General features: G+C 45.9%; 20 protein-coding genes. 8 read left to right on the forward strand and 12 right to left on the reverse strand.

Annotation, left to right across the window (positions count from 1 at the left end; all coding sequences use genetic code 11):
- Positions 1-32 precede the first annotated feature (32 nt).
- On the reverse strand, positions 33-899 hold the full coding sequence (locus AC58CZ_RS01290) for a LysR substrate-binding domain-containing protein (RefSeq protein WP_494223572.1): 867 nt from the start codon (positions 897-899) through the stop codon (positions 33-35).
- Positions 900-1,201: 302 nt separating this feature from the next.
- Here AC58CZ_RS01290 and AC58CZ_RS01295 point away from each other — a divergent pair, with 302 nt between their 5' ends.
- The gene (locus AC58CZ_RS01295; RefSeq protein WP_201587549.1) at positions 1,202-2,311 is read left to right on the forward strand and encodes an S-(hydroxymethyl)glutathione dehydrogenase/class III alcohol dehydrogenase; all 1,110 of its coding nucleotides are present in this window, start codon (positions 1,202-1,204) and stop codon (positions 2,309-2,311) included.
- Positions 2,312-2,427: 116 nt separating this feature from the next.
- Here AC58CZ_RS01295 and AC58CZ_RS01300 read toward each other — a convergent pair whose 3' ends face one another.
- A complete protein-coding gene (locus AC58CZ_RS01300; protein ID WP_075106841.1) occupies positions 2,428-3,081 on the reverse strand; it encodes a DsbA family oxidoreductase in 654 nt (217 codons plus the stop codon).
- Positions 3,082-3,607: 526 nt separating this feature from the next.
- Between AC58CZ_RS01300 and nfsB the strand changes: the two genes are divergently transcribed.
- The 7 genes from nfsB (at position 3,608) to AC58CZ_RS01335 (ending at position 11,335) form a co-directional block, all read left to right on the forward strand.
- A complete protein-coding gene (gene nfsB, locus AC58CZ_RS01305) occupies positions 3,608-4,135 on the forward strand; it encodes an oxygen-insensitive NAD(P)H nitroreductase (RefSeq protein ID WP_497413134.1) in 528 nt (175 codons plus the stop codon).
- 427 nt (positions 4,136-4,562) lie between these two features.
- A complete protein-coding gene (locus AC58CZ_RS01310) occupies positions 4,563-5,219 on the forward strand; it encodes a 2Fe-2S iron-sulfur cluster-binding protein (RefSeq protein ID WP_494223571.1) in 657 nt (218 codons plus the stop codon).
- Positions 5,216-6,208, forward strand: a complete 993-nt coding sequence (locus AC58CZ_RS01315; protein ID WP_301449612.1) for an FAD binding domain-containing protein — start codon at positions 5,216-5,218, stop codon at positions 6,206-6,208. The genes AC58CZ_RS01310 and AC58CZ_RS01315 overlap by 4 nt, the downstream gene beginning before the upstream one ends.
- Before the next feature lie 2 nt (positions 6,209-6,210).
- Positions 6,211-8,634, forward strand: coding sequence for a molybdopterin cofactor-binding domain-containing protein (locus tag AC58CZ_RS01320; RefSeq protein WP_494223570.1), 2,424 nt, complete (start codon positions 6,211-6,213; stop codon positions 8,632-8,634).
- A gap of 124 nt (positions 8,635-8,758) precedes the next feature.
- Positions 8,759-10,042 carry an XdhC family protein gene (locus AC58CZ_RS01325; RefSeq protein WP_494223569.1) on the forward strand — a complete coding sequence of 428 codons (1,284 nt, stop codon included), beginning with the start codon at positions 8,759-8,761 and terminating at the stop codon, positions 10,040-10,042.
- Entirely contained in the window at positions 10,039-10,749 is a 711-nt protein-coding gene (locus AC58CZ_RS01330; protein ID WP_494223568.1) for an NTP transferase domain-containing protein, read from the forward strand. The genes AC58CZ_RS01325 and AC58CZ_RS01330 overlap by 4 nt, the downstream gene beginning before the upstream one ends.
- 16 nt (positions 10,750-10,765) lie before the next feature.
- Complete coding sequence (locus AC58CZ_RS01335) at positions 10,766-11,335, forward strand: GNAT family N-acetyltransferase (protein ID WP_494223567.1); 570 nt, start codon at positions 10,766-10,768, stop codon at positions 11,333-11,335.
- 15 nt (positions 11,336-11,350) lie between these two features.
- Here AC58CZ_RS01335 and AC58CZ_RS01340 read toward each other — a convergent pair whose 3' ends face one another.
- The 10 genes from AC58CZ_RS01340 to AC58CZ_RS01385 form a co-directional block, all read right to left on the reverse strand.
- Positions 11,351-12,019, reverse strand: coding sequence for a class I SAM-dependent methyltransferase (locus AC58CZ_RS01340; protein ID WP_058024424.1), 669 nt, complete (start codon positions 12,017-12,019; stop codon positions 11,351-11,353).
- 376 nt (positions 12,020-12,395) lie between these two features.
- Entirely contained in the window at positions 12,396-13,010 is a 615-nt protein-coding gene (locus AC58CZ_RS01345) for a hypothetical protein (protein ID WP_075106835.1), read from the reverse strand.
- 67 nt (positions 13,011-13,077) lie between these two features.
- Positions 13,078-13,707: a hypothetical protein gene (locus tag AC58CZ_RS01350; RefSeq protein ID WP_494223566.1), complete on the reverse strand. Its 630-nt coding sequence runs from the start codon at positions 13,705-13,707 to the stop codon at positions 13,078-13,080.
- 99 nt (positions 13,708-13,806) lie between these two features.
- On the reverse strand, positions 13,807-14,556 hold the full coding sequence (locus AC58CZ_RS01355; protein ID WP_494223565.1) for a PhnD/SsuA/transferrin family substrate-binding protein: 750 nt from the start codon (positions 14,554-14,556) through the stop codon (positions 13,807-13,809).
- 3 nt (positions 14,557-14,559) lie between these two features.
- Positions 14,560-15,054, reverse strand: coding sequence for a PAS domain-containing protein (locus tag AC58CZ_RS01360; RefSeq protein WP_494223564.1), 495 nt, complete (start codon positions 15,052-15,054; stop codon positions 14,560-14,562).
- 82 nt (positions 15,055-15,136) lie between these two features.
- On the reverse strand, positions 15,137-15,499 hold the full coding sequence (locus tag AC58CZ_RS01365) for a roadblock/LC7 domain-containing protein (protein ID WP_040641606.1): 363 nt from the start codon (positions 15,497-15,499) through the stop codon (positions 15,137-15,139).
- A gap of 243 nt (positions 15,500-15,742) precedes the next feature.
- Complete coding sequence (gene hutI / locus AC58CZ_RS01370) at positions 15,743-17,068, reverse strand: imidazolonepropionase (protein ID WP_494223563.1); 1,326 nt, start codon at positions 17,066-17,068, stop codon at positions 15,743-15,745.
- 62 nt (positions 17,069-17,130) lie between these two features.
- Positions 17,131-18,162 (reverse strand): formimidoylglutamase, encoded by a 1,032-nt coding sequence (hutG, locus tag AC58CZ_RS01375; RefSeq protein ID WP_494223745.1) that lies wholly within the window; start codon positions 18,160-18,162, stop codon positions 17,131-17,133.
- 42 nt (positions 18,163-18,204) lie between these two features.
- Complete coding sequence (gene hutH / locus AC58CZ_RS01380; protein ID WP_494223562.1) at positions 18,205-19,767, reverse strand: histidine ammonia-lyase; 1,563 nt, start codon at positions 19,765-19,767, stop codon at positions 18,205-18,207.
- A 128-nt stretch (positions 19,768-19,895) separates the two neighbouring features.
- A complete protein-coding gene (locus tag AC58CZ_RS01385; RefSeq protein ID WP_494223561.1) occupies positions 19,896-21,260 on the reverse strand; it encodes a nucleoside recognition domain-containing protein in 1,365 nt (454 codons plus the stop codon).
- Positions 21,261-21,317: the final 57 nt, after the last annotated feature.

Below are 21,317 nucleotides of genomic sequence, written 5' to 3' on the forward strand. Positions count from 1 at the left end.
GGCAGGGGATGGCAATATATTCCAATTGATCGTTACACCAAACGCTCTGCCAAATAGTCGACCAGTAGTCTGATTTTTGGCGATAGTTGACGGTTGTGTGGGTAGATGGCCCAAATGCTTTCTTTAGGTTCTCTATAGTCGTCGAGTACGCTCACCAACGCACCCGATGCCAGATGTTTTTGTACGTAGTAATCGGGCAGTTGTACGATACCCAGCCCTTTTAGCGCCGCATCAACCAGACTATAGCCGCTGTTGTACTGTATGGAACCAGAGACGCGCAGGTTTTTTTCTATGTCTTTTTCGACAAAGTGCCAATAGTCGCGCGTACCCAATAGGCAGTTATGTTGACTGAGATCGTCAAGCGTGCGCGGTACCCCGTATTGATTGAGATAGGCTGGTGTCGCACAGACAAAATTGGTACGCAGGCTAAGCTTTTTTGCCATCATCGTAGAGTCGCGCAACTTGCCAATACGAATGGCCAAATCGTAGCCGCCCTCGACCAAATCAATCTGTTGATTGCTCAAAAAAGCAGTTACTTCGATCTCACGATACTGCATCATAAAATCATTGATCAGCGGTAGTAGTTGCTGCTCGCCATAAGTCACAGGCGCGGTCAGTTTTATTCTACCTTGAGGTTTTGATTGCAAATTGCTCACCGCTTGCTCAGCCGCGTTCAAACCATCGAGCACACTGCGGCAATGCTGATAAAACACGCGGCCCTCTTCGGTGAGTGAGACTTTACGCGTGGTACGATATAGCAGCTTGATCTTTAGTCGCTCCTCTAACGCACTGATCTGGCGGCTGACTTGCGCAGTCGAGATGCCAAGCGCTTTTGCAGCTCGCGTAAAGCTCTCGTACTCTGCCACACAGACAAACTCACTAATCCCTTCCCAGCGCATGATTATTACCAATATGTAAAAGATATTTGCAAATATAGCATATTGTTATCTGCTCAGAAATAAATATAATGGTTAGTATCAATGTAAATAGATGCTGCTTTATGGTCATCAATGCTTGCCTACAGAGGGCAGGCAAGATAAGCTCAGTCTGTCTTTATCCGTAGAAATCGTGACGTTTAAAACGAGCAGATAGCCTTATTGAACAAAAATAATGATTGGGCGTGAATGACGTTTTAAGTTTACGCTACGTTACAATCCATCAATAACAATCAAAAAGAGAGATTCTTATGTCAGATAAATTTATCAAATCAAAAGCCGCCATCGCTTGGGGCCCAAAGCAGCCATTGTCTATCGAAGAAGTAGACGTCATGCTACCACGTAAAGGCGAAGTACTGGTAAAAATCGTAGCCAGCGGTGTGTGTCACACAGATGCGTTTACCTTATCTGGTGAAGACCCAGAGGGCGTATTCCCAGCGATTTTGGGTCATGAAGGTGGCGGTATCGTTGAGCAAGTCGGCGAAGGCGTAACCAGCGTTCAGGTCGGTGATCATGTCATTCCGTTATACACGGCAGAGTGCGGCGTTTGTAAAATGTGCCGCTCAGGCAAAACCAATCTTTGCTCAGCAGTACGCGAGACGCAAGGTAAAGGCTTGATGCCAGATGGCACGACGCGTTTTTACAAAGACGGCGAGCCTATCTATCATTATATGGGTTGTTCAACGTTTTCTGAATATACTGTGCTACCAGAGATTTCTCTAGCCAAAGTCAATAAAGAGGCGCCATTAGAAGAAGTTTGTTTGCTTGGTTGCGGTGTGACCACGGGCATGGGCGCGGTCATGAATACGGCTAAAGTCGAAGAGGGCGCTACCGTTGCTATCTTTGGTCTAGGCGGCATTGGACTATCCGCAGTCATCGGTGCGGCGATGGCAAAAGCCAGCCGTATCATTGTCATCGATATTAACGAGAGCAAGTTTGAGTTAGCTAAAAAACTAGGCGCAACCGATTGCATCAATCCAAAAGACTACGACAAACCGATTCAAGAAGTTATTGTTGAGCTAACCGATGGCGGTGTGGATTATTCGTTTGAATGTATCGGTAACGTCGATGTCATGCGTTCAGCGCTAGAGTGCTGCCATAAAGGTTGGGGCGAGTCAGTCATCATCGGTGTCGCTGGTGCTGGACAAGAAATCTCAACCCGTCCATTCCAGTTAGTGACGGGTCGCGTCTGGAAAGGTTCAGCATTTGGTGGTGTGAAAGGCCGTACGGAGCTACCAGGTTATGTCGAGCGCTATCTGGCAGGTGAGATTCCTTTACAGGATTTCATCACCCACACGATGCCAATAGAAGACGTGAACGAAGCGTTTGACTTAATGCACAAAGGCGAGAGCATTCGTACGGTTGTCAATTTCTAAGCGTCGTTACTGACAGTAATATCAAAATCACAGTTTTAACCTGATGACGCTACAATAAAAAAAGCTGCTTCAATTTTGAAGCAGCTTTTTTTTATTTTATTACAATGACAGACGGTTTAGTCAGTCATGTTCGCCAATTGTTCTAATATGCTGATGTAATTTTCAACCCCTTGCGCACCGCTGACCAAATGGCGCTCGTTGAAGATAATCGCCGGCACACTTTGAATGCCTTGCTGCTGCCAATGCTGTTCTTCTGCTCGCACTTCTTTTGCAAAGAACTGACCTTCTAGCACTGCCAGTGCCTCACTACGATCCAGTCCAGTCTCAGCTGCAATGTCAGCAAGCACATTGATATCGGAGATGTTTCTGTTATCGGTAAAATGTGCCGCAAATAACGCTTGTTTTAACTCATGCATATATCCTTGCTGGTCTGCAAAATGCAGCAGCTGATGCAGATTAAATGTATTGTGCATGCGAGTGTCGTCATTGAAATTAAATTCAAAGCCAACTTCCTGTCCAGCTTCAGTCATTCTGACTCGGCTAGCATCTGACTCTTCTTTAGTCGAGCCATACTTTTCGATAATGTGCTCACGCAAGTTTTGCCCCTCGCTTGGCATGTGAGGATTCAGCTCAAACGGATGCCAATGAATGGTATGTGCGGTATTGGTTTGCTCAAGTGCTGCTGCCAGTTGGCGATAGCCGATGACGCACCAAGGGCATACAACGTCTGAGACGATGTCTATTCGGAGTGGTTTTTCTGATGTGCTCATATATCCTCGCAGGCATTATTGTTTATTTTTTATGAGGGTATTTTATAGCTAGACATATCAGCCAAAGCGACTTGGTTGAATCAGCTTTGGATAATATCACTCAGTCAATATTAAGAGAATGAGGGAGCGATTACAATGTAGTCTGCACAGTCTGCGTTATCACTTAGGTAGCTTAATTGTAACTATTATCAGTAGGATAGCCGAAATTTTTGCAAAAACGGTCTAACAACTGACGCACTGATAACAAAACCCATGACTACTTAACCAATCTGCCGTGGTCACAAAACAGGTTTTATTTAAAGTTGCTCCATTGAAATTAGCGATGATTATTTATAAATAACGCTAATAATAATAATTTGATAAACAATAAAAACTTAACACTCACTATGGTGTCGTATATGAAAAATATCACTGAAGCAATGAAGTGGCGTTACAGCACCAAAGACTTTGACACCAACAAAAAATATAAGCAGAAGACTTTCAGAGTCTAAAAGATATCTTACGTCTCAGTCCGTCGAGCACCAATATTCAACCTTGGCATTTTGTGATTGCTGATGAAGAAGCTGGTAAAGCTCGAATTGCAAAAGGCACTGAGGGCATGTATGAATTCAATGATGCCAAAGTAAAAGATGCCTCGCATGTCATTGTATTCTGTAGTCGTGTCTATGCCGATGACGAGTTTTTAGAAGGCTTGCTCGACAAAGAAGATGCCGATGGTCGCTTTGCAGAACCAAAACTCAAAGAGCAAATGCATCAAACGCGCAAAATGTTCTTGGATATTCGTCGTTACGAGCAAAAAGACGAGGCGCATTGGTTGATAGAGCAGCTCTATCTCAATATGGGTGCATTACTACTGGGCGCTGCTACTTTGGATATTGATGCTGTGCCGATGGAAGGCACAGACTTAAAAGCACTTGATGAAGAGTTTGAGTTACGTAGTAAGGGCTATACCGCTGTTGCCGTGATATCGCTTGGCTATCGTAGTGAAGATGATTTTAATGCTGATCTGCCTAAGTCTCGATTTGACAAAAAAACAATCATCACTAAAGCCTAGTTTTAGGTGTTTGATTTGAAATGATCATTCTAAAGTAGCCTCATAATAGTCCTATAAACTTTCGTTTGTGGGGCTTTTCTTTATTGAAGTCTATTTAATATACTACCTTTTTCTAAAAAATAGATTGCCCACTTCACATAATATATTGCTAAATCATATGGCCTGAATTTGAGTGCTGATAAATTAAAACCAATTAATACTAGCTAGCAGCGGACGGTTAGGCTAATTGAGGTAAATGATTATCAGTTAGCTTAAAGCGATTGGTAGTACACACTTTCAGGTACTGCCTCGGATTAAAAACTACACTCTAACCACTACAAAATAAAAACAAAGCAAGTTTTTTGGTACGCCATAATGGATTTATTGCCGCCGTAGCTATAAGGCGCTTTTTTCACCCATTATATTTATCTGCCAGCGAGAAGCCAGCATGTCTACCTTGACGTTAACAATCAATAAGCAGGATTATCAGCTCGAGAATCTTGACGCCCGTACGACACTGCTCGACGTCTGTCGTCAACATTTACAAATTACTGGACCCAAAAAAGGCTGTGACCACGGCCAATGTGGCGCTTGTACCATGCTCATCAATGGTCGCCGAGTCAACTCTTGTCTCACACTTGCTATCATGCATGATGGTGATGAGATTACGACCATCGAAGGCATCGGTATGCCGGACTCACTATCGGCGCTGCAACAAGCCTTTAAAGATAACGATGCCTTTCAGTGCGGGTACTGCACCCCAGGTCAAATTTGTTCAGCGACTGCCTTAATAGAAGAAGTAAAACAAAATTGGCCAAGTCATGTGAGCACAGACTTGCAGAATCCTGATAGCCTTCTAGTACAAGAAATCGCTGAGCGCATGAGTGGCAATATTTGCCGTTGCTCCGCTTATCCCAATATTATCAAAGCCATCTCACAAGTACTTGAAAATGAGATGTCAGAGTCTGCTGCCCAGACCAATGACAACGCTGCGCAAAACTCAAGCGTAACAGGTATTTGGTCACCGCCGCCAAGCGAGGCTCAGTTCCATAAAGCCTCAGCGAATAACAAAACAATAACAGGCAAGGCAGGAGACCACTCATGAAACGTTTTGAATATAGCCGCGCTGATGCACCTAAGCAAGCCGCAACCTCTGCTAGCAGCAAAGACGCTTCTTTTATCGCAGGTGGTACTAACTTATTAGATCTCATGAAACTAGAGATCGAAACCCCAATCAAACTGGTCGATATCACTCGTTTAGAATTAGAGAAAGTAGAAACGACTGCCGATGGTGGTTTACGTATTGGTACGCTTGTGACCAATAGCGATTTGGCCGCGCATCCTGAGGTGATTGCAAACTATCCGGTATTGTCTCGAGCTATCTTGGCAGGAGCGACTGGTCAGCTACGTAACAGAGCGACAACGGGCGGCAACTTTTTGCAGCGTACTCGTTGCTATTATTTTTATCAAACAGACAGCGCTTGTAATAAACGTGAACCGGGAACAGGATGTCCTGCTATCAACGGGGAGAACCGTACCCTAGCTGTCTTAGGTACCAGTGATTCATGTATTGCTCAGCACCCATCCGATATGGCAGTGGCAATGCGCTTACTGGATGCCACGATAGAGACAGTTAAAGCAGATGGCTCGACTCGCGCTATCGATGTCAAAGATTTTTATTGTTTGCCAAAAGACACGCCGCACATCGAAAATGTGCTAGAAGCAGGCGAGCTGATTACTCATGTTGTATTACCTGCCCCTATTAAGGGCATGCATACCTATGACAAAGTGCGTGATCGCGCTTCTTACGCCTTTGCACTGGTATCTTGTGCCGCAGTCATCGATGCTGACGACAATGGCAACCTAAAGACAGTACGATTGGCGTTCGGCGGCATTGGTACCAAGCCATGGCGTAATGAAGAGGTTGAGGCACTATTAATGGATACCGATGGCAATAGCGACGTTATCACACAGGCCGCTGATCTATTATTGCATGATGCCAAAGGTAATGGTCAGAACGACTTTAAAATACCGTTGACGCGTCGCCTACTAAAACAAGTTATTCAGCGCGCACTAGCGGGCGAGGGAGCATAATCATGGCACTATTAGAATCAATCACACAGTCAGAACCAACCAAAAAACTGACCATGGATGAGCCTGTTGAAACGCTATTTAGCACAACGGCAAGCAAGCTAGTTGGTAAGCCAATCAACCGTGTTGATGGTTCGCTAAAGGTTAGCGGTCAAGCGAAATACAGTGCCGAAATACACTTGGACAATCAAGCCTATGGTGTATTGGTAGGCGCGACCATTGCTAAAGGTCAAGTTGAGAGTATCGATAGTGACTCTCTAAAAGGCATTCCCAATATTATTAAAGTCGTGACCGATCCTGAGCACTTTTTGCGTAACTCTCAACAAGGGACAAAAACTAAAGCACCCAAGCAAGGGGTTAGCGAGATTTTTTATCATGGTCAGCCTATTGCTGTCGTGGTTGCTGAGACTTTTGAGGCGGCAAGAGAAGGCGCTAAAGCGCTGAAAGTGACTTATAAGGATGAGACTGACCAAGCGGCATTGAACTTTACCCAAGAGCTCTCTAACGCACATGCGGTAGATGAAAAAAAAGGCTCTGATAAAAATAATGTCCAAGGCGATCCAGACCAAGGCTTAGCTGATGCGGCAGTGACCGTTGATCGCTTTTATCATACCCCAAGTCAAAGCAACTCTCCGATGGAGCCCCATGCAACGTTGGCTCATTGGGAAGGCGATAAGCTCGTTCTGTATACTTCCAATCAGATGCTCGCTTCTTGCAAACAGCAAGTCATGGATGCTCTGGACCTAAATAAAGATCAAGTACAACTGATCGCATACTATGTCGGTGGTGGGTTCGGTAGTAAGCTTGGTATTGCCCCTGAATCTATTGCAGCGGCGATTGCTGCAAAAGATCTGGGCCGTCCGGTGTTGATTACCATGATGCGTCCACAAGTGATGGAAGCAACGGTCAGACGCTCAAACACGCGTCAGCGTATCGCAATCGGCGCGAACAATGACGGCGTGATCGATACATTGATTCACGATACGATCTCTAGTAATTTGCCAGGTGAGGCTTTCTTTGAGCCAACTGCTCTATCTACGCACCATCTATATAGCGGCAAAAACCGCCGTGTGAATTATGAGATGGTAGACATGAACCAAGTGTTGTCAGGTTCTATGCGTGCGCCTGGCGAAGCGGTAGGTATGATCGCGCTTGAATGTGCCATGGATGAGCTTGCCACACAGTTGGAGATTGATCCGATTGAACTACGCCGTCGTAATGAGCCAGAGCAAGATCCCAGTCAAGATATTCCTTTCTCAACGCGCCAATTGATTGCCTGTATGGAACAAGGTGCCAAGCATTTTGGTTGGAGTGAGCGAAACGCCAAGCCTGCCAGTCAATTAGAAGGTGACTGGTGGATAGGTACAGGCATGGCGGCGGCTGCCCGTGGTAACCAATTACAGCCATCTGAAGCACGTGCAACCCTACAGGTAGATGAGTCAAAAGCACTTGGTATCAAAGCAGTTATCGAGACAGACATGACAGACATCGGTACAGGGTCTTATACGGTGTTTTCTCAGGTAGCGGCAGACCTGTTAGGACTGCCTATCGACCATGTTGAGATGAAACTAGGTGACAGTGCATTGCCACCAGCATCCGGTTCGGGGGGTAGTTTTGGTGCTGCGAGTGCGGGTAGTGGTGTCTATCTTGCTTGTGAGCAGCTGCGTGAAATGCTAGCAGAAAAAGTTGGTCTGTATCCTGACAACATTCAGTTAGACAATGGTCAAATCAAGAAAACAGGCGAGCATGCTTTAACGGCAATGGAAGCTGCCAAAAAGAGCGGCCAATCATTTGCTGACAGCACTATTGATAAGCTATCGCAAACCACAGGGCTTTCGCTATCAGGACAGTCAGCATCACAAGAGTATGATTTTGATAATACAGAGTCTTATGCGCTTGCGGATGTGGTCGCTAACTATGATGAGCAAAAAATCACTGCCAAAGGCCAGATAAAACCGGGTAAGAACGGTAAGAGCCATCGCCAAGCCTCTTTTGGTGCGAACTTCGCTGAAGTGGCGGTTCATAAAGTCACTGGTGAGATTCGGGTGAAACGTATGACAGGTGCATTTGCCGCTGGTCGTATTCTGAACCACAAAACTGCAACGTCGCAATGCTATGGCGGTATGGTGTTCGGTATTGGCTCAGCGTTGATGGAAGAAGTGATTCATGACAAACGTGACGGTCGTCTCTGTAACCATGACCTTGCCGAGTATCATGTGCCAGTTAATGCGGACGTACCGCAGTTAGATGTCATATTGGTAGAAGAAGATGATCCTTATACCAATCCAATGCACATCAAAGGTATCGGTGAGACGGCTATTGCCGGTGCGGCTGCCGCGATTGCCAATGCTATCTATAATGCGGTCGGTGTGCGTGTTTATGACTTCCCGATTACCCTCGACAAGCTGCTTTATGAGATGCCAGAGTAGTTTTATCAGCTTATGTATGACAAAAACCCGCTTACTGAGCGGGTTTTTGTAACTGAGTCGGTAGTATATTTTATTACTAGCAAAAAATTCACTAACAAAAAACAATTATTAAATAAGAGGCATTATGAATCAAGTCGCTGACATTCTGAAGCTGGCAAGCGAGGCTCAGCAGCAAGGTGTTGATGCTGTATTGGCCACTGTCGTTCATACAGAAGGCTCAGCGTATCGCCGCGCTGGTGCCATGATGCTCATCTGTGAAGATGGTCGTTCGGTCGGAATGATCAGCGGTGGCTGCTTGGAGCCTCACATCATCAAACGTGCCTTTTGGCTCACGCGTGACGGTGCCAATGTGCAGGTTTATCAGACAGGTGATGACATTGAGTACGCTGATAATGGTCAAGCGCAGGTAGCGATCAACAAAGAAGCTGCCGATACAGACGATCTAGACGACTTGGATGACATGGACTTTGATGAGTTGAATTTTGGGCTTGGCTGTAATGGACGTATGCATGTGCTGTTTGAGCGTCTGGCAACAGCCGCACCATTTTTAGAGTCAGTTCGTCAGGTGCGACGTCATCAGCAGCCAGTTATGGTCGCTACTTTGATTCGCAACAACGGTTGTCAGAATAACGAGTTGCAAGTTGGCCTGCGTATCAATCTAGACGAATATCACAATTCGGAAAATTCACCAAAACAAGAGATAATAAACCCTTCGAATATAATTGCCGATATTGTAGAAAAGTTAGCAGAGTGCGAGCTGTCTGAGAGCAATACTGAATACGTGACCATAAAAACGGACGAGGCAACCACCGAGTGGCTCGTACAACGCCTGCAACCACAAGTGCGTTTATTGATTTGTGGCGCGGGTAATGATGTGATGCCATTGGTGACCATGGCCAAGCTACAAGATTGGCATGTCACGGTCATAGACAGTCGCGCGCAATATGCGACTCGTATGCGCTTTCCTCAGGCAGATGCAGTGATGTCATTATCTTTAGAGGATAGTGATACCCTGCTAAAGCTGAGTAATAACGCAGCGGTCGCTCTTATGTCACATAGTCTGACCCAAGATCGCGCTCGCTTGGCAATACTATTAGCGCATGCGCAAAATTATAGATATTTAGGGCAGTTGGGGCCGCGTTATCGTACCGAACGCTTAATCAATGAGATAAGCGCTAACATGGATTATCCTGCTATCTTGGATACGGGCGTTCAAAAACTGCATTATCCGATTGGCTATAAGCTAGGAGGAGATGGTCCAGAGGCACTCGCACTGGGTATCATGGCTCAGATAAATGCAGTCATGCACGATCAAACTGCATCAGTAGAAGGCTCTTACAGTAGGGTCTCGAATTCAGAAGCAAGCGTTGGTAATACGGATGCTGATATTGTGCCGAGTACCGTATGAGTAGTATCGTCTTAGAAGACAAGGACAGACAGGTGCAAAATCATGCGGTCATCATGTTGGCAAGTGGCCTCAGTCAGCGCCTTGGCCAACCTAAGCAGCTGCTCGTTAAGAATGGCGAGCTATTAATCGTGCACATGATCCGATCGGCAGTGAGCACCAATGCGCAAGCCGTCATCGTTGTGTTTCCTGATAAGCATCCTGCAATTGCTAGTGTAGTTACAGAGTTGGCTGTGCAATATCCAGCGGTTCAAGCGGTAGTAAACCCAAAACCTGAAACTGGTATGGCGGACAGTTTGCGTTTGGGTATTGAGAGCATTGCGAGTCTTGGAAATTCGTCAATCGAGCGCGTGCTTATCATGGGGGTTGATCAGGTTCTATTAGCTGAGTCGCATTTAACGGCTTTGCTGGCTGGTGATCGGTCTGTGGTAGCCAGTAGTTATCATAGCTGGACGTATTCAGATGAATTAAGCACTACAGAGCCAAAAAATATCATCGGCTTACCGCTAGTGATTGATACAGGTTTACTCAGACAATGGCAAACTGAATTGACAGGTGATAAAGGCTTGCGTCATTTAATCAGAGCATTACCGCCAAGCCAAATACATACAGTGATCAATAAGCAGCTCAGTTATGATATCGATACGCCAGCACAGCTAGCGTTTGCTCAAAAAAAAGGCTGGCTTGATCAGCACTCTGAACGAATATGAATAGTAAGCGACTGACATGACAAGCATGATAGAAACCAAGCGTCTGTACCTAAGACAGTGGCAAGCAAGTGATCTTGCGCTGTTTGCCGAGATGAATGCTGATCTTGAAGTGATGGCGTATTTTCCTAAACTATTAACCCCTGCATTGAGTAATACCATTGCCAATAAGTGTCAAAAATTAATTGAAGAACATGGCTGGGGATTTTGGGCGGTGGCTCGTAAAGATGGCGCAGATAAAAGCGATGATTTTATCGGTATGGTTGGGTTAAATAACGTTCATGCCAATATGCCCTTTGCTCCTGCTGTCGAGATCGCTTGGCGTTTGCACAGGGATTATTGGGGTCTAGGGTATGCGACCGAGGCTGCGCTGGCTGCTTTGCGCTATGCTTTTGAAGTTTTAGAACTTAGCGAGGTTGTTGCCTTTACTGCCGTTATCAATAAGCGCTCGCAAAAGCTTATGCAGCGTCTTGGTATGACTGATACGCAGGACAATTTTTATCATCCAATGCTCGATGCTGAGCATCGACTGACTGAGCATGTCCTGTATAAAATCACGCGTCAAGAGTGGCAAGCCCTTATAGTATAACGGACTCTATTTATATTATACGGCCGATCTTGAAAACGTCAAAATATGCCCTTTAAAAGGTAACGCTAGATAAGTCGTATTTTCAGGTTTGACGTGCTGACTGCTAAAGCCAAACTCAATCATCTTATTGGTAAGCTTGTTTTTGCGACCGCGACCAGGGTCAACGACGATGACTTCACAAGTTGGCAGCGCATGACGTTCGATAAACTCAGCCAATATCCCAATATGTTGGTCTTCGTAGAGCAGATCGCTACCGATAATAATATCAAACTTGCCAAGGTGGCTGTTATCCTCTGCCCAATCCAAACGCTCAAAGTTAATCTCTTTGTTATTATTTAGCGTGGTATTTCTATCAAGGAAATACTCAACGGTCGGATGATAGTCGGTCGCTGTGATGTCAGCATGTCTATGATTGAGCAGCAAACTTGATAGCGCCATGCCGCAGCCCACTTCCAATATCCGTTTGTCCTTAATATCATATTCCAGCATATGATTGGCTAATACCAAGCTTGACGGCCAGATTACCCCAAACATCGGCCAAGAAGCGGAGCAAATACCCAAGTTTAATGCCTCATCATCGGGGTCACTAAATTGTTGGTTGTCACGCAGGGTGCAGAGGTGAATGTCGGTGTTGCCAATTTCAATCGTTTGATAGCGCACGCGCACAGTGGTCAGCGAAGTCATAAACTGTCCTAAAAAATAAGCAAAAGTGCAAAGGTTGGCAAAGGTTGCCGCTTTCGGTGAGGTAGGACGTTGGAATAGGGTATCTAAATCTTAGAAATGGTAGAAAATGAGCGTTTGTAGAAGTTATTGTTTTAGAAAAGACTAGGCAGCGCCAAGAAAAGCGTCTTACAAGTGTGAGGAGAGTATGACCTAAATGATGACAAGTTATTGTTAATTCTGAAGGTATTGTTATTGCTGGATAAAAGGGCTGGTGAAAGCGGACGGTAAAAGAAGCGTATGAGAGATGTTGAATGGCTTTTATGCTGGCATGATAGGCTTGTCGTTTATTTTGACAAGCCCATACAAGAGAGGATTAAAGCTGGCTTATGCTGCTGAATCAATTTAGAAATTTGAGTCCAGAGGTCTTAAGTGCCCAGACCAGCTCTACAAAGGCGCGACTGTTGGTTAAGGGTTCGCCATCGATGATGAGCACATAACCTGCGCCATCGATCCATAAAAACACAAAGCTGGTTTCAGGAATGAGCAAGTCAACTTGCTGAAAAAACGAGATGGCTTGGCTCTCGACTGCCCAGCCGCGCTGCTTTTGGCGCAGCATAAACCCTGAAAAGTCAGCGGCGGCAACACTGAGCATGTCCGCTTCTTCTTGACTGTAGCCAATGCGAGCCAAACAAAACCCTTCATCAGAGCCAATTGCGGCACGGCGTTTGCCAGATAAGCTCGCGACTACGTAAGGCAAAAACTGATCCAATGGTAGATTGGGCGCTGGCAATAGCAAAGACAGTTTTTCGATCCAGCCGTGTTCTATAAAGCTCTGTAGCCAAGTATCAGAGTAGCGCTGCAACCAATCAGCGGCGAGTAGCGTCTGCCCATAAGACAATAAATCTTGTAGCGCCAACTGCTCGTCAGTCGGCTCATTCTGTGAAAACGCCTCAAAAATACCAGCAGGCGTTAAGGTTAGATAGGTCTTATCGGCATTCAAATAAGAAGACATAGCGGCTACCTTAGCGATGAAAAAGTGGTAAAAAGTGATAGAAGTTAAGTTATAAACGCATGACAGTTTATGATGTCGTGGTAGGCTTGATGGTCTGATCCAAATGCTGTTGGCAGTTATCCCAGCGTTGATCAAATTGCCAATCACTTTTGCCCAAGCTAAACCATACTAAGGAAAATGCCAGACGATCGTTGCGCGCCGTACAGTAGGCAAAAAACTCATTTTCAATTTGCTCAATGGTGCCCCAGTCTTGGCTAGCACGTGCTTGCATCAACTCGCTTGTGATGTCTTTAGCGATTTCTTTCGCATCATCGCTACTGATGCGCAAGCGTTGCTTTTGCTCATTGAGCGACGGTGATACCAAAACGCTCCAGCGAGTGGCGAGCATACTGTTGCGCTGAATATAGCTTTTTTTATCAATACAATCGCGAAACCCTTGCTTGGCCTCAGGGGTCAAGCGATCTTTAATACGCGTAAACAGATTATTGACATCGTATGGAATGTCAAACCAGCACCCATAGAAAAAGTCTGCTACCGCGCCCTGTAGGGGTTCTTTTTCGGTGAGTAATAAGGCGGCGTTGATGCGCTGCTCATGAAAGTGACGGTTGTTGGGTGCCAAAAACACTTTGCGTGAATAAAACCGAAAGACTCGGTGCGCCACTTTCTCGTTTTCTTTGATCAGGTCTGAGTCAGACATAATGGTCTCCTTGTGTCATAGCCGTGACGACAACCAGCGCCTCAGGCTATGAGCTCATTCAGCAAAACAACCTCTGATAATATGAGTGTCAATGAGCCATCAATCCAGCAATGTCTGCATCAAATCAGTCATAAATTCAGCATCCTCTTCACTCATTGCCTCAAACCCTTCAGGCATACCAAGCTCAGTTAAGGCTTCTTTTCCATCATCATCGCTATGCAAATCCAGAATGGCTTCTATAAAAATTTGCGCATCTGGAAAGTCGTCTTTGATGAGAAGGACGTGGCTTATGTCTGCCAGATCACTTTCAATCAATACTGAGAGTTGAGCTTTGGTCAAGCGTGAGAAGCTGTGAAAAATCTCCGCCAAGAAAAACGCCGCTTGGGCATCGCCTTTGATGACTTTGCGAGCAGCTGCTTGATAGGTCTCAGTGATATCCCAGTTGAGGTCAGATTCTTCTATATCGACAGCTTCAAGCAAACGCAAACCGATCAACTTGACGTCTCGATTGTCTGCCATCGCAACGGTTGCGCCTTTATGGATATCTTCTAAGTGATTGATGTCGCTATTGGCCGCCGCGGCAATGACCATCTCATCAGATTTGCCAATGGGACGAGCAACTGCACGGTAGCCTTGCTCACGGATGAGGGCAGCGGCATCAAAAGGGTTGGCGTAGATAATTTGAATATCACCTGCCTCAATCAAGGTCTCTTGCTCAGCATGTGAGGCTGGGATATTGAGGTGCATGTTTAGGTTGGCACGTTTTTGAATCAGCGTATTGAACATGTGCCAGCCAGCAAAGCGCTCAGGCGAAAAATCAGGGGCGATTAACATATTGTGTGTCGTCATGATTTAGCCTTCCTCATCTTGTTTCATTTGGGCGTACTGAGTCATTGCCGCTTCGATTTTGCTGCGTGATGGCTTACGGCGTACTGAAGTGTATCCTACAGTTTCGCCGCGGCGAACATTGGGCACGACCGTGGCATATACCCAGTAGTGACTGCCGTCTTTGCATAAATTTTTGACGTAGCCATGCCATTTTTGTCCAGACTCAGCAGTATCCCACAGGTCTTTGTAAGCGGCTTTTGGCATATCAGGATGACGCAGAATATAGTGCTGTTGACCGATGAGCTCATCGACGTGGTAGCCACTAATCTCGACAAAGGCGTCGTTGACGTGAGTGATAATACCGTCTAAATCGGTACGCGAGACAATGAGCTTACCATCTGGGTAGGGACGCTCTACACCTGTATCATAGACAGTCCGAGAGGTGCCATCATGATAGGTCAGGGTGATTTGCTCAGCAGGCAGGTCAGGCTTGTGTGCATCAGGGATTGGAGAACCCATGGTCATCTCCTTCGTTGGTCGTTATATTTATAATGAGTAAAATCGAGTACATAGGCACTCGTCAAAAAGCCAAAGCCACCAATCAAATGAGTTTTGCTAGGGCTTCTGAGGCGCGCTTGATGTCCAAGAATATCAAACCAAGCTTGGCATTGGGTTTTGCCATGATGGTAAGGACTGCTTCTTCGCCTGATGAGGTCATAATCACATAGCCTTTTTCGCCTTGAATCATGATGCGATCAATACTGCCGCGTGCCAATTCACGGCCTGCACGGTCGCCCAATGATAGCAGTGCTGCTGACATCGCACCCACGCGGTCTTCATCAACGCCAGTTGGTAGAGCTGAGGCAATCATCAGACCATCGTTAGAGATTAGGGCAGATGCTTCAACATCTGCTGATGAGCTGTTTAAGTCTTCCAATATCTGTTGAAATGAATCTGTACGCATATCGCTTTCTCTATACTGTGTGTTAATTTTTATTTATGAACTATAGTTAGCCAGAAATAACCCTGTTTAAAAAAGGGTATTATAAATCCTTACTAAAAATATTGATATAGAAAAACCCTATTTAAAATAAGGTTATGATAAATTTTTTCTGCTATTTCATAAAACTTGTAAAGTAACGACCAAAAAGCCCCCATCATTCAATGATAGGGGCTTTTTTAGTGACGATAAATCAAGGCGTATTCGTTAAGCTTTATCACGCCATTGACCTTGAAACATAGTGCCTGCAATAGGGTTCAGTCCCATCTGATAGGCCAAATCAGCAGGGCGGGCGATGTCCCACAGTACCAGATCAGCATCACAGCCCACTTCTATTTTGCCTTTATTAGGTAGCCCCAAAGCCTGCGCCGCATAAACGGTCGATCCTGCCAGTACTTCTTCAGGGGTGAGGTAAAACAGCGTACAGCCCATATTCATTGCCAACAACAGCGATGTCAAAGGTGAGGTACCAGGGTTACAATCGGTTGAAATCGCCATAGGAACTTGATGCTTGCGCAGTGCCTCAATCGGTGGCAGCTTGGTATCACGTAAAGTATAAAACGCTCCGGGCAATATCACCGCAACCGTATTGCTAGCAGCCATTTTCTCTATGTCAGTTTCTGATAAATGTTCTAAATGGTCACTAGATAACCCTTTGTATTCGGCAACTAAAGCGCTACCGCCGATGTCAGATAACTGCTCAGAATGAAGTTTGACTGGCAGGTCTAAGGAGCGTGCAACCTCAAAAACGCGTCTAATCTGATCACTACTAAACGCAATATTTTCACAAAAACCATCGACCGCATCGACTAAGCCTTCGGAGTGTAAAATGGGCAGCCACTCGCAGACTTGCTTGATATAGTCGTCCGCACGGTCCTGCATGTGAGACTTATATTCAGGTGGTAAGGCGTGCGCCGCTAGATAAGTAGTGCTCACATGAATGTCATATTTTTCGCCAAGCTGGCGAGCGACGGTAAGCATTTTGCGTTCAGTGTCTAAGTCGAGACCATAACCTGACTTGATTTCGATACTGGTGACGCCTTCTTTCATCAGCGCGATTAAACGTTTTTCACTTTGGGCAAATAGTGTCTCAATACTAGCCTCGCGGGTAGCGCTAACGGTCGCGACAATACCGCCGCCTTGTGCAGCGATGTCTTGGTAACTAGCACCTTGCAAACGCGCTTCGAATTCATTGCTGCGGTTGCCACCATAGACAATGTGCGTATGACAATCGATAAGCCCTGGGGTTAGCCATTTACCATCGGCGTCTGTGATTTGGTTCTCGTGATAATGAGGCAGGTGAGTAGCGATTTGGTCTTGTGCCCCAAGCCAAGCAATTTTGCCGTCTTTAATACCGATAGCCGCGTTCTCTAACTGACCGTATGGGATACTACGAGCGTCTTCATTCTTATCATTATTAAAACCATAGTGCGCTGAAAACGTCGCAATATTGGCATTGATAATGAGTTGATCAAACGATGTCATAGTAGATTTGTCGAGCGTCTGCTCTTTAAAATTTTCTGATTTATTCATAGTATGCTCCTAATAATTGGGAGGCGAGCGATCTTTGTTTGCAAGACCTTTGCTTGTAAGAGCTAAGTGACAAGTAAGTGCTGTTCTACAATCGTTGCCAGCAGTCGAGCAGCGACTTTGCAGCTACGACTATCCACATCAAAGGTCGGGTTGATCTCAGCAATATCTGCCATTTTTACTTTGCCTGATGACACAATCAGCTTGACCATACGCTCAACAAAACCAAGCTCAATACCAAAAGCAGCAGGCGCACTGACACCCGGAACGACACTAGAGGGGAGACAGTCCATATCAATAGTGAGATAAATAATATCAACCTGATCTATGAAGCTTTTGACCTGCTCGGCAATGGTGTCCCAAGGCTGATAATGACAGTCTTCATCACTAATAACCTGTACACCCAGTTGCTCAGCGCGATCAAAGAGCGCGGCGGTATTAGAAAAGCGACTGACGCCAATACAGCAATAATGAAAGGGCTGATCGTGTGCGTCAAGATGCTCGGCAATTTGGCGAAACGGTGTACCAGAGGTTGCTACATCAGACTGACGAATATCAAGATGGGCATCGAAATTAATAATCCCGATAGTAGGCGCTGTGTTTGTGCTGATAGTTGTATCGTTTGCCTTTTCTAAGGCCTGCCATAATCCCAAAAAGCTACCATAAGCAATGGCATGACCACCGCCAAGCCCGATGGGTAATCCACCTTGCTTGACGATAGTGCTCACTGCATCGGCATATTTGATCTGAGCTTGCTCAAGAATACTGTCGGCAAAGCCATCATTATCATCACAATGAATGTCGCCAGCATCACCCAATAAGGTTGATAATTGACTATCAAAACGTTGTTGCAAATCAGCGATGACTGGCAGCGTAGCAAAAGCTCGACGAATCAATGACGGTGCAGCTCTAGCACCCACGCGGCCTTGATTGCGTCTGACGCCTTGATCACAGGCAAAGCCAATTAGCCCAATATGTTGAGCCTCATAAGGCTGAGCAAGCTGATACCAATAACGGGCGCGTGCAGTCTCAAACGGCTCTGCGCGTCCTGTCCACTGAGTCATATCAGCAGGTATATGGCTAATGGGTGTGGTCATGTTTGTGACTGCCATCATTGCTCTCCTTTTACCAATTAACCGTTACTTAGACTCGTACCAGTTGTGACGTAGTTCTTGCCAGTGCTGAGCAAGTGTACCGTCTAATACTAACTGCTTGGCCGCTTCGATATCAGGGGCGAGGTAGCGATCTTTATCATAGAAAGTGACTTTCTCACGTAGTTTTTGATGTGCCACAGTCAACGGCTCTGATGTCTCGAGTCCTCGATGAAAATCAATACCTTGACCAGCAGCCAGTAGCTCAATACCTATGATAGTCGCAGTGTTTTGCGCCATCTCATATAGGCGGCGTGCGCAATAGGTAGCCATTGAGACGTGATCTTCTTGGTTGGCAGAGGTTGGGATGCTATCGACGCTGCCTGGATGGGCGATAGATTTGTTTTCTGAAGCCAGTGCTGCTGCGGTTACATGAGCAATCATAAAGCCTGAGTTTACCCCAGCGTTATCGACTAGGAATGGTGGCAGACCACCTGACAAAGTTGCATCGATCAGCAAAGCGACACGGCGCTCAGACATCGAGCCAATCTCAGCGATTGCCAATGCTAAAATATCCGCGGCAAAAGCGACTGGCTCAGCATGGAAGTTACCACCTGATATGGCGACCGGACCATCTTCATTATTAAAGATAAGCGGATTGTCTGTTACCGCATTAGATTCGATGAGCAGCGTTTTCCCTGCTTGGTTGATGATATCAAGACAAGCACCCATGACCTGTGGCTGGCAACGTAAGCAATAAGGGTCTTGAACGCGATCATCTTGCTCGCCATCGTGCGAGGCGCGGATAGCACTGCCTTTGATCAGTTGACGGTGTGCTTTGGCGATCTCTATCTGACCATGATGGCCACGTACTTCGTGAATACGCGCATCAAATGGTGAATCGGAGCCTTTGGCGGCATCAATTGACAGTGAGCCGACGATAGTAGCTGTCTCAAGTAAATCACGCGCTAAGAAATAACCGCGTAATGCCAGCGCCGTTGATACTTGCGTACCGTTGATAAGCGCAAGGCCTTCTTTGGCTGCAAGAGTAATAGGCTCAAGTCCATGCTTTGCTAGGGCATCAGCAGCTGGCACTTTTTTACCAGCGACAAACACATCACCTTCGCCCATCATCGCAAGTGTCATATGTGATAGTGGCGCTAAGTCACCAGAGGCACCAACTGAGCCTTTGGCTGGGATATTTGGGGTGATTTGATTGTTGATTAAACCAAGTAAACTATCTACCACCTCGCGACGTACGCCAGACACACCTTGTGCTAGGCTAGCAACTTTCATCACCATAATCAGTCGTACCACGCCCTCTGGTAGCGCGTCACCCGTACCTACCGAGTGAGAAACGATCAGGTTACGCTGTAGCAGCTCAAGCTGGTCATCACTGATACGCGTCTTGGCAAGCAGACCAAAGCCGGTATTAATGCCGTAGGCGCTCTTATCACGCTCAATAATGGTTTTGACATTGTTATGCGAGGCGTCAATATCCGCGTAAGCACTCTCAGGCAAGCTCAATACCACGGGCTGATCGTAGATGTCGCGTAGCATCTTGAAGCTAAGCTGGCGTGGGTGTAGGGTAAGTTGTTTGATGTTGCTCATAAGGGTAATCCTAGGGTTGTAAGCGGTGTTAATGGTATTATTTTTAAGGCAAGTCGTTATAAGGTTGAGCTATTTAGGTATTTTTAGGTACTTTAATATTTAATACGTCTCATTTGATGTCACTGCTATCAACCAATCCAGTTAAGGTAGATGGCCAATTGACCAAAGCCCGCCGCGAGCAAAATACTGAGCACCACGCGCTCAAACCAAATGATGACCATTTTACCTACAGAGACTGGGATTTCAGTTGCAAGGACACAAGGAATCATGGCGGAGAAAAACAGCACGCTACTAATGGAGATGACCCCTGCGACATAGCGCGTCAGTACATCTGCGTCACTCAGTAGTAGTGCTGGCAAGAACATCTCAGCCAATCCTGCTGACATACCTTTGGCAGCGACTAGAGGGTCTGGTAGGCCGCCAAGCCATGTAAATGGATAAAGCAGTAACCCTAAGGCATCGAACACGGGTGTATATTTTGCTAATAGCAATCCAGTCAAACCGACCGCAATGATAGAGGGCACAATAGCCGCTGCCATCGTCAGGCCATCACGAAAATTAGACCACAAAATTTGTTTGAGATCAGTGGCTCGGCGTGAGGTGGACAAACCCAAATCAAATGCTGCTACTAGTCGTTTGCCTCTTGCGTGATCGAGGGTTGGACGCTCCACCTTATCATCAAACAGATTGATGGGCGGAATCCGAGCAGTAATCGCAGTGACAATAAAAGTAATCACTAGCGTTGACCAAAAAAAGAGGTTCCAAAATTCCATGATCCCAAGCGTTTTGGCAACAATTACCATAAATGCGGCCGATACCGTCGAAAAGCCAGTGGCGATAATGACGGCTTCACGCGCTGAATATTGTTTTTGCAAATACACACGATTGGTAATGAGCAGACCGATAGAGTAGCTACCGACAAAGGAAGCAACGGCATCAATCGCTGATGATCCCGGCGTTTTCCAAATGGGTTTCATAATGGGTTGCATCAGCACACCAACCATCTCAAGCAGCCCAAAGCCCACCAAAAAGGCTAAAATCAGCGCACCAATGGGTACAATCATTCCGACGGGTAGTGCCAGTTTTTCAAATAAAAACGGCAGCATCTCGGCTTCCATTATAAAGGAAGGTGCCGCGCCAGAAACATACATTACCGCCAATATCAGACCAATGACCTTGAAACCAGTCATAATCATATGAGTGATATTCTTACGCCACGAGCCGTCGATAAATGGTTTACTCACGCCGTAGAGCATGAGTAAAAACAATAGCGTGACAGATAAAGTATGCTGCTGCGTTACCAAGTAGGTCGCGCCATGATCGAACAATATCGTGCTTTTTTCAGCAATGGTAAACGGCACAAAGAACATCACCAGACCGATAGCACTAAAGACAATCAGCTGTATCAGTGCCACAGGCTTTGATAGCAGTTTTTTTGACGATGTCGTTGCATGGTCATCATGCAGATCAGATGTCGTATTTTGCTCAATCATATTATCCTCCTTGATAAATAGGCGATTATGTCCTTATGCCTAGTTACAAGCTCATAA

Source organism: Psychrobacter sp. CR212, assembly GCF_059693765.1.

Coding starts and splice junctions, on each gene's coding strand:
- AC58CZ_RS01290 (WP_494223572.1), bottom strand. CDS start 899: ATGCGCTGGGAAGGGATTAGTGAGTTTGTCTGTGTGGCAGAGTACGAG.
- AC58CZ_RS01300 (WP_075106841.1), bottom strand. CDS start 3,081: ATGAGCACATCAGAAAAACCACTCCGAATAGACATCGTCTCAGACGTT.
- AC58CZ_RS01310 (WP_494223571.1), top strand. CDS start 4,563: ATGTCTACCTTGACGTTAACAATCAATAAGCAGGATTATCAGCTCGAG.
- AC58CZ_RS01315 (WP_301449612.1), top strand. CDS start 5,216: ATGAAACGTTTTGAATATAGCCGCGCTGATGCACCTAAGCAAGCCGCA.
- AC58CZ_RS01320 (WP_494223570.1), top strand. CDS start 6,211: ATGGCACTATTAGAATCAATCACACAGTCAGAACCAACCAAAAAACTG.
- AC58CZ_RS01325 (WP_494223569.1), top strand. CDS start 8,759: ATGAATCAAGTCGCTGACATTCTGAAGCTGGCAAGCGAGGCTCAGCAG.
- AC58CZ_RS01330 (WP_494223568.1), top strand. CDS start 10,039: ATGAGTAGTATCGTCTTAGAAGACAAGGACAGACAGGTGCAAAATCAT.
- AC58CZ_RS01335 (WP_494223567.1), top strand. CDS start 10,766: ATGACAAGCATGATAGAAACCAAGCGTCTGTACCTAAGACAGTGGCAA.
- AC58CZ_RS01340 (WP_058024424.1), bottom strand. CDS start 12,019: ATGACTTCGCTGACCACTGTGCGCGTGCGCTATCAAACGATTGAAATT.
- AC58CZ_RS01345 (WP_075106835.1), bottom strand. CDS start 13,010: ATGTCTTCTTATTTGAATGCCGATAAGACCTATCTAACCTTAACGCCT.
- AC58CZ_RS01350 (WP_494223566.1), bottom strand. CDS start 13,707: ATGTCTGACTCAGACCTGATCAAAGAAAACGAGAAAGTGGCGCACCGA.
- AC58CZ_RS01355 (WP_494223565.1), bottom strand. CDS start 14,556: ATGACGACACACAATATGTTAATCGCCCCTGATTTTTCGCCTGAGCGC.
- AC58CZ_RS01360 (WP_494223564.1), bottom strand. CDS start 15,054: ATGGGTTCTCCAATCCCTGATGCACACAAGCCTGACCTGCCTGCTGAG.
- AC58CZ_RS01365 (WP_040641606.1), bottom strand. CDS start 15,499: ATGCGTACAGATTCATTTCAACAGATATTGGAAGACTTAAACAGCTCA.
- hutI (WP_494223563.1), bottom strand. CDS start 17,068: ATGAATAAATCAGAAAATTTTAAAGAGCAGACGCTCGACAAATCTACT.
- hutG (WP_494223745.1), bottom strand. CDS start 18,162: ATGACCACACCCATTAGCCATATACCTGCTGATATGACTCAGTGGACA.
- hutH (WP_494223562.1), bottom strand. CDS start 19,767: ATGAGCAACATCAAACAACTTACCCTACACCCACGCCAGCTTAGCTTC.
- AC58CZ_RS01385 (WP_494223561.1), bottom strand. CDS start 21,260: ATGATTGAGCAAAATACGACATCTGATCTGCATGATGACCATGCAACG.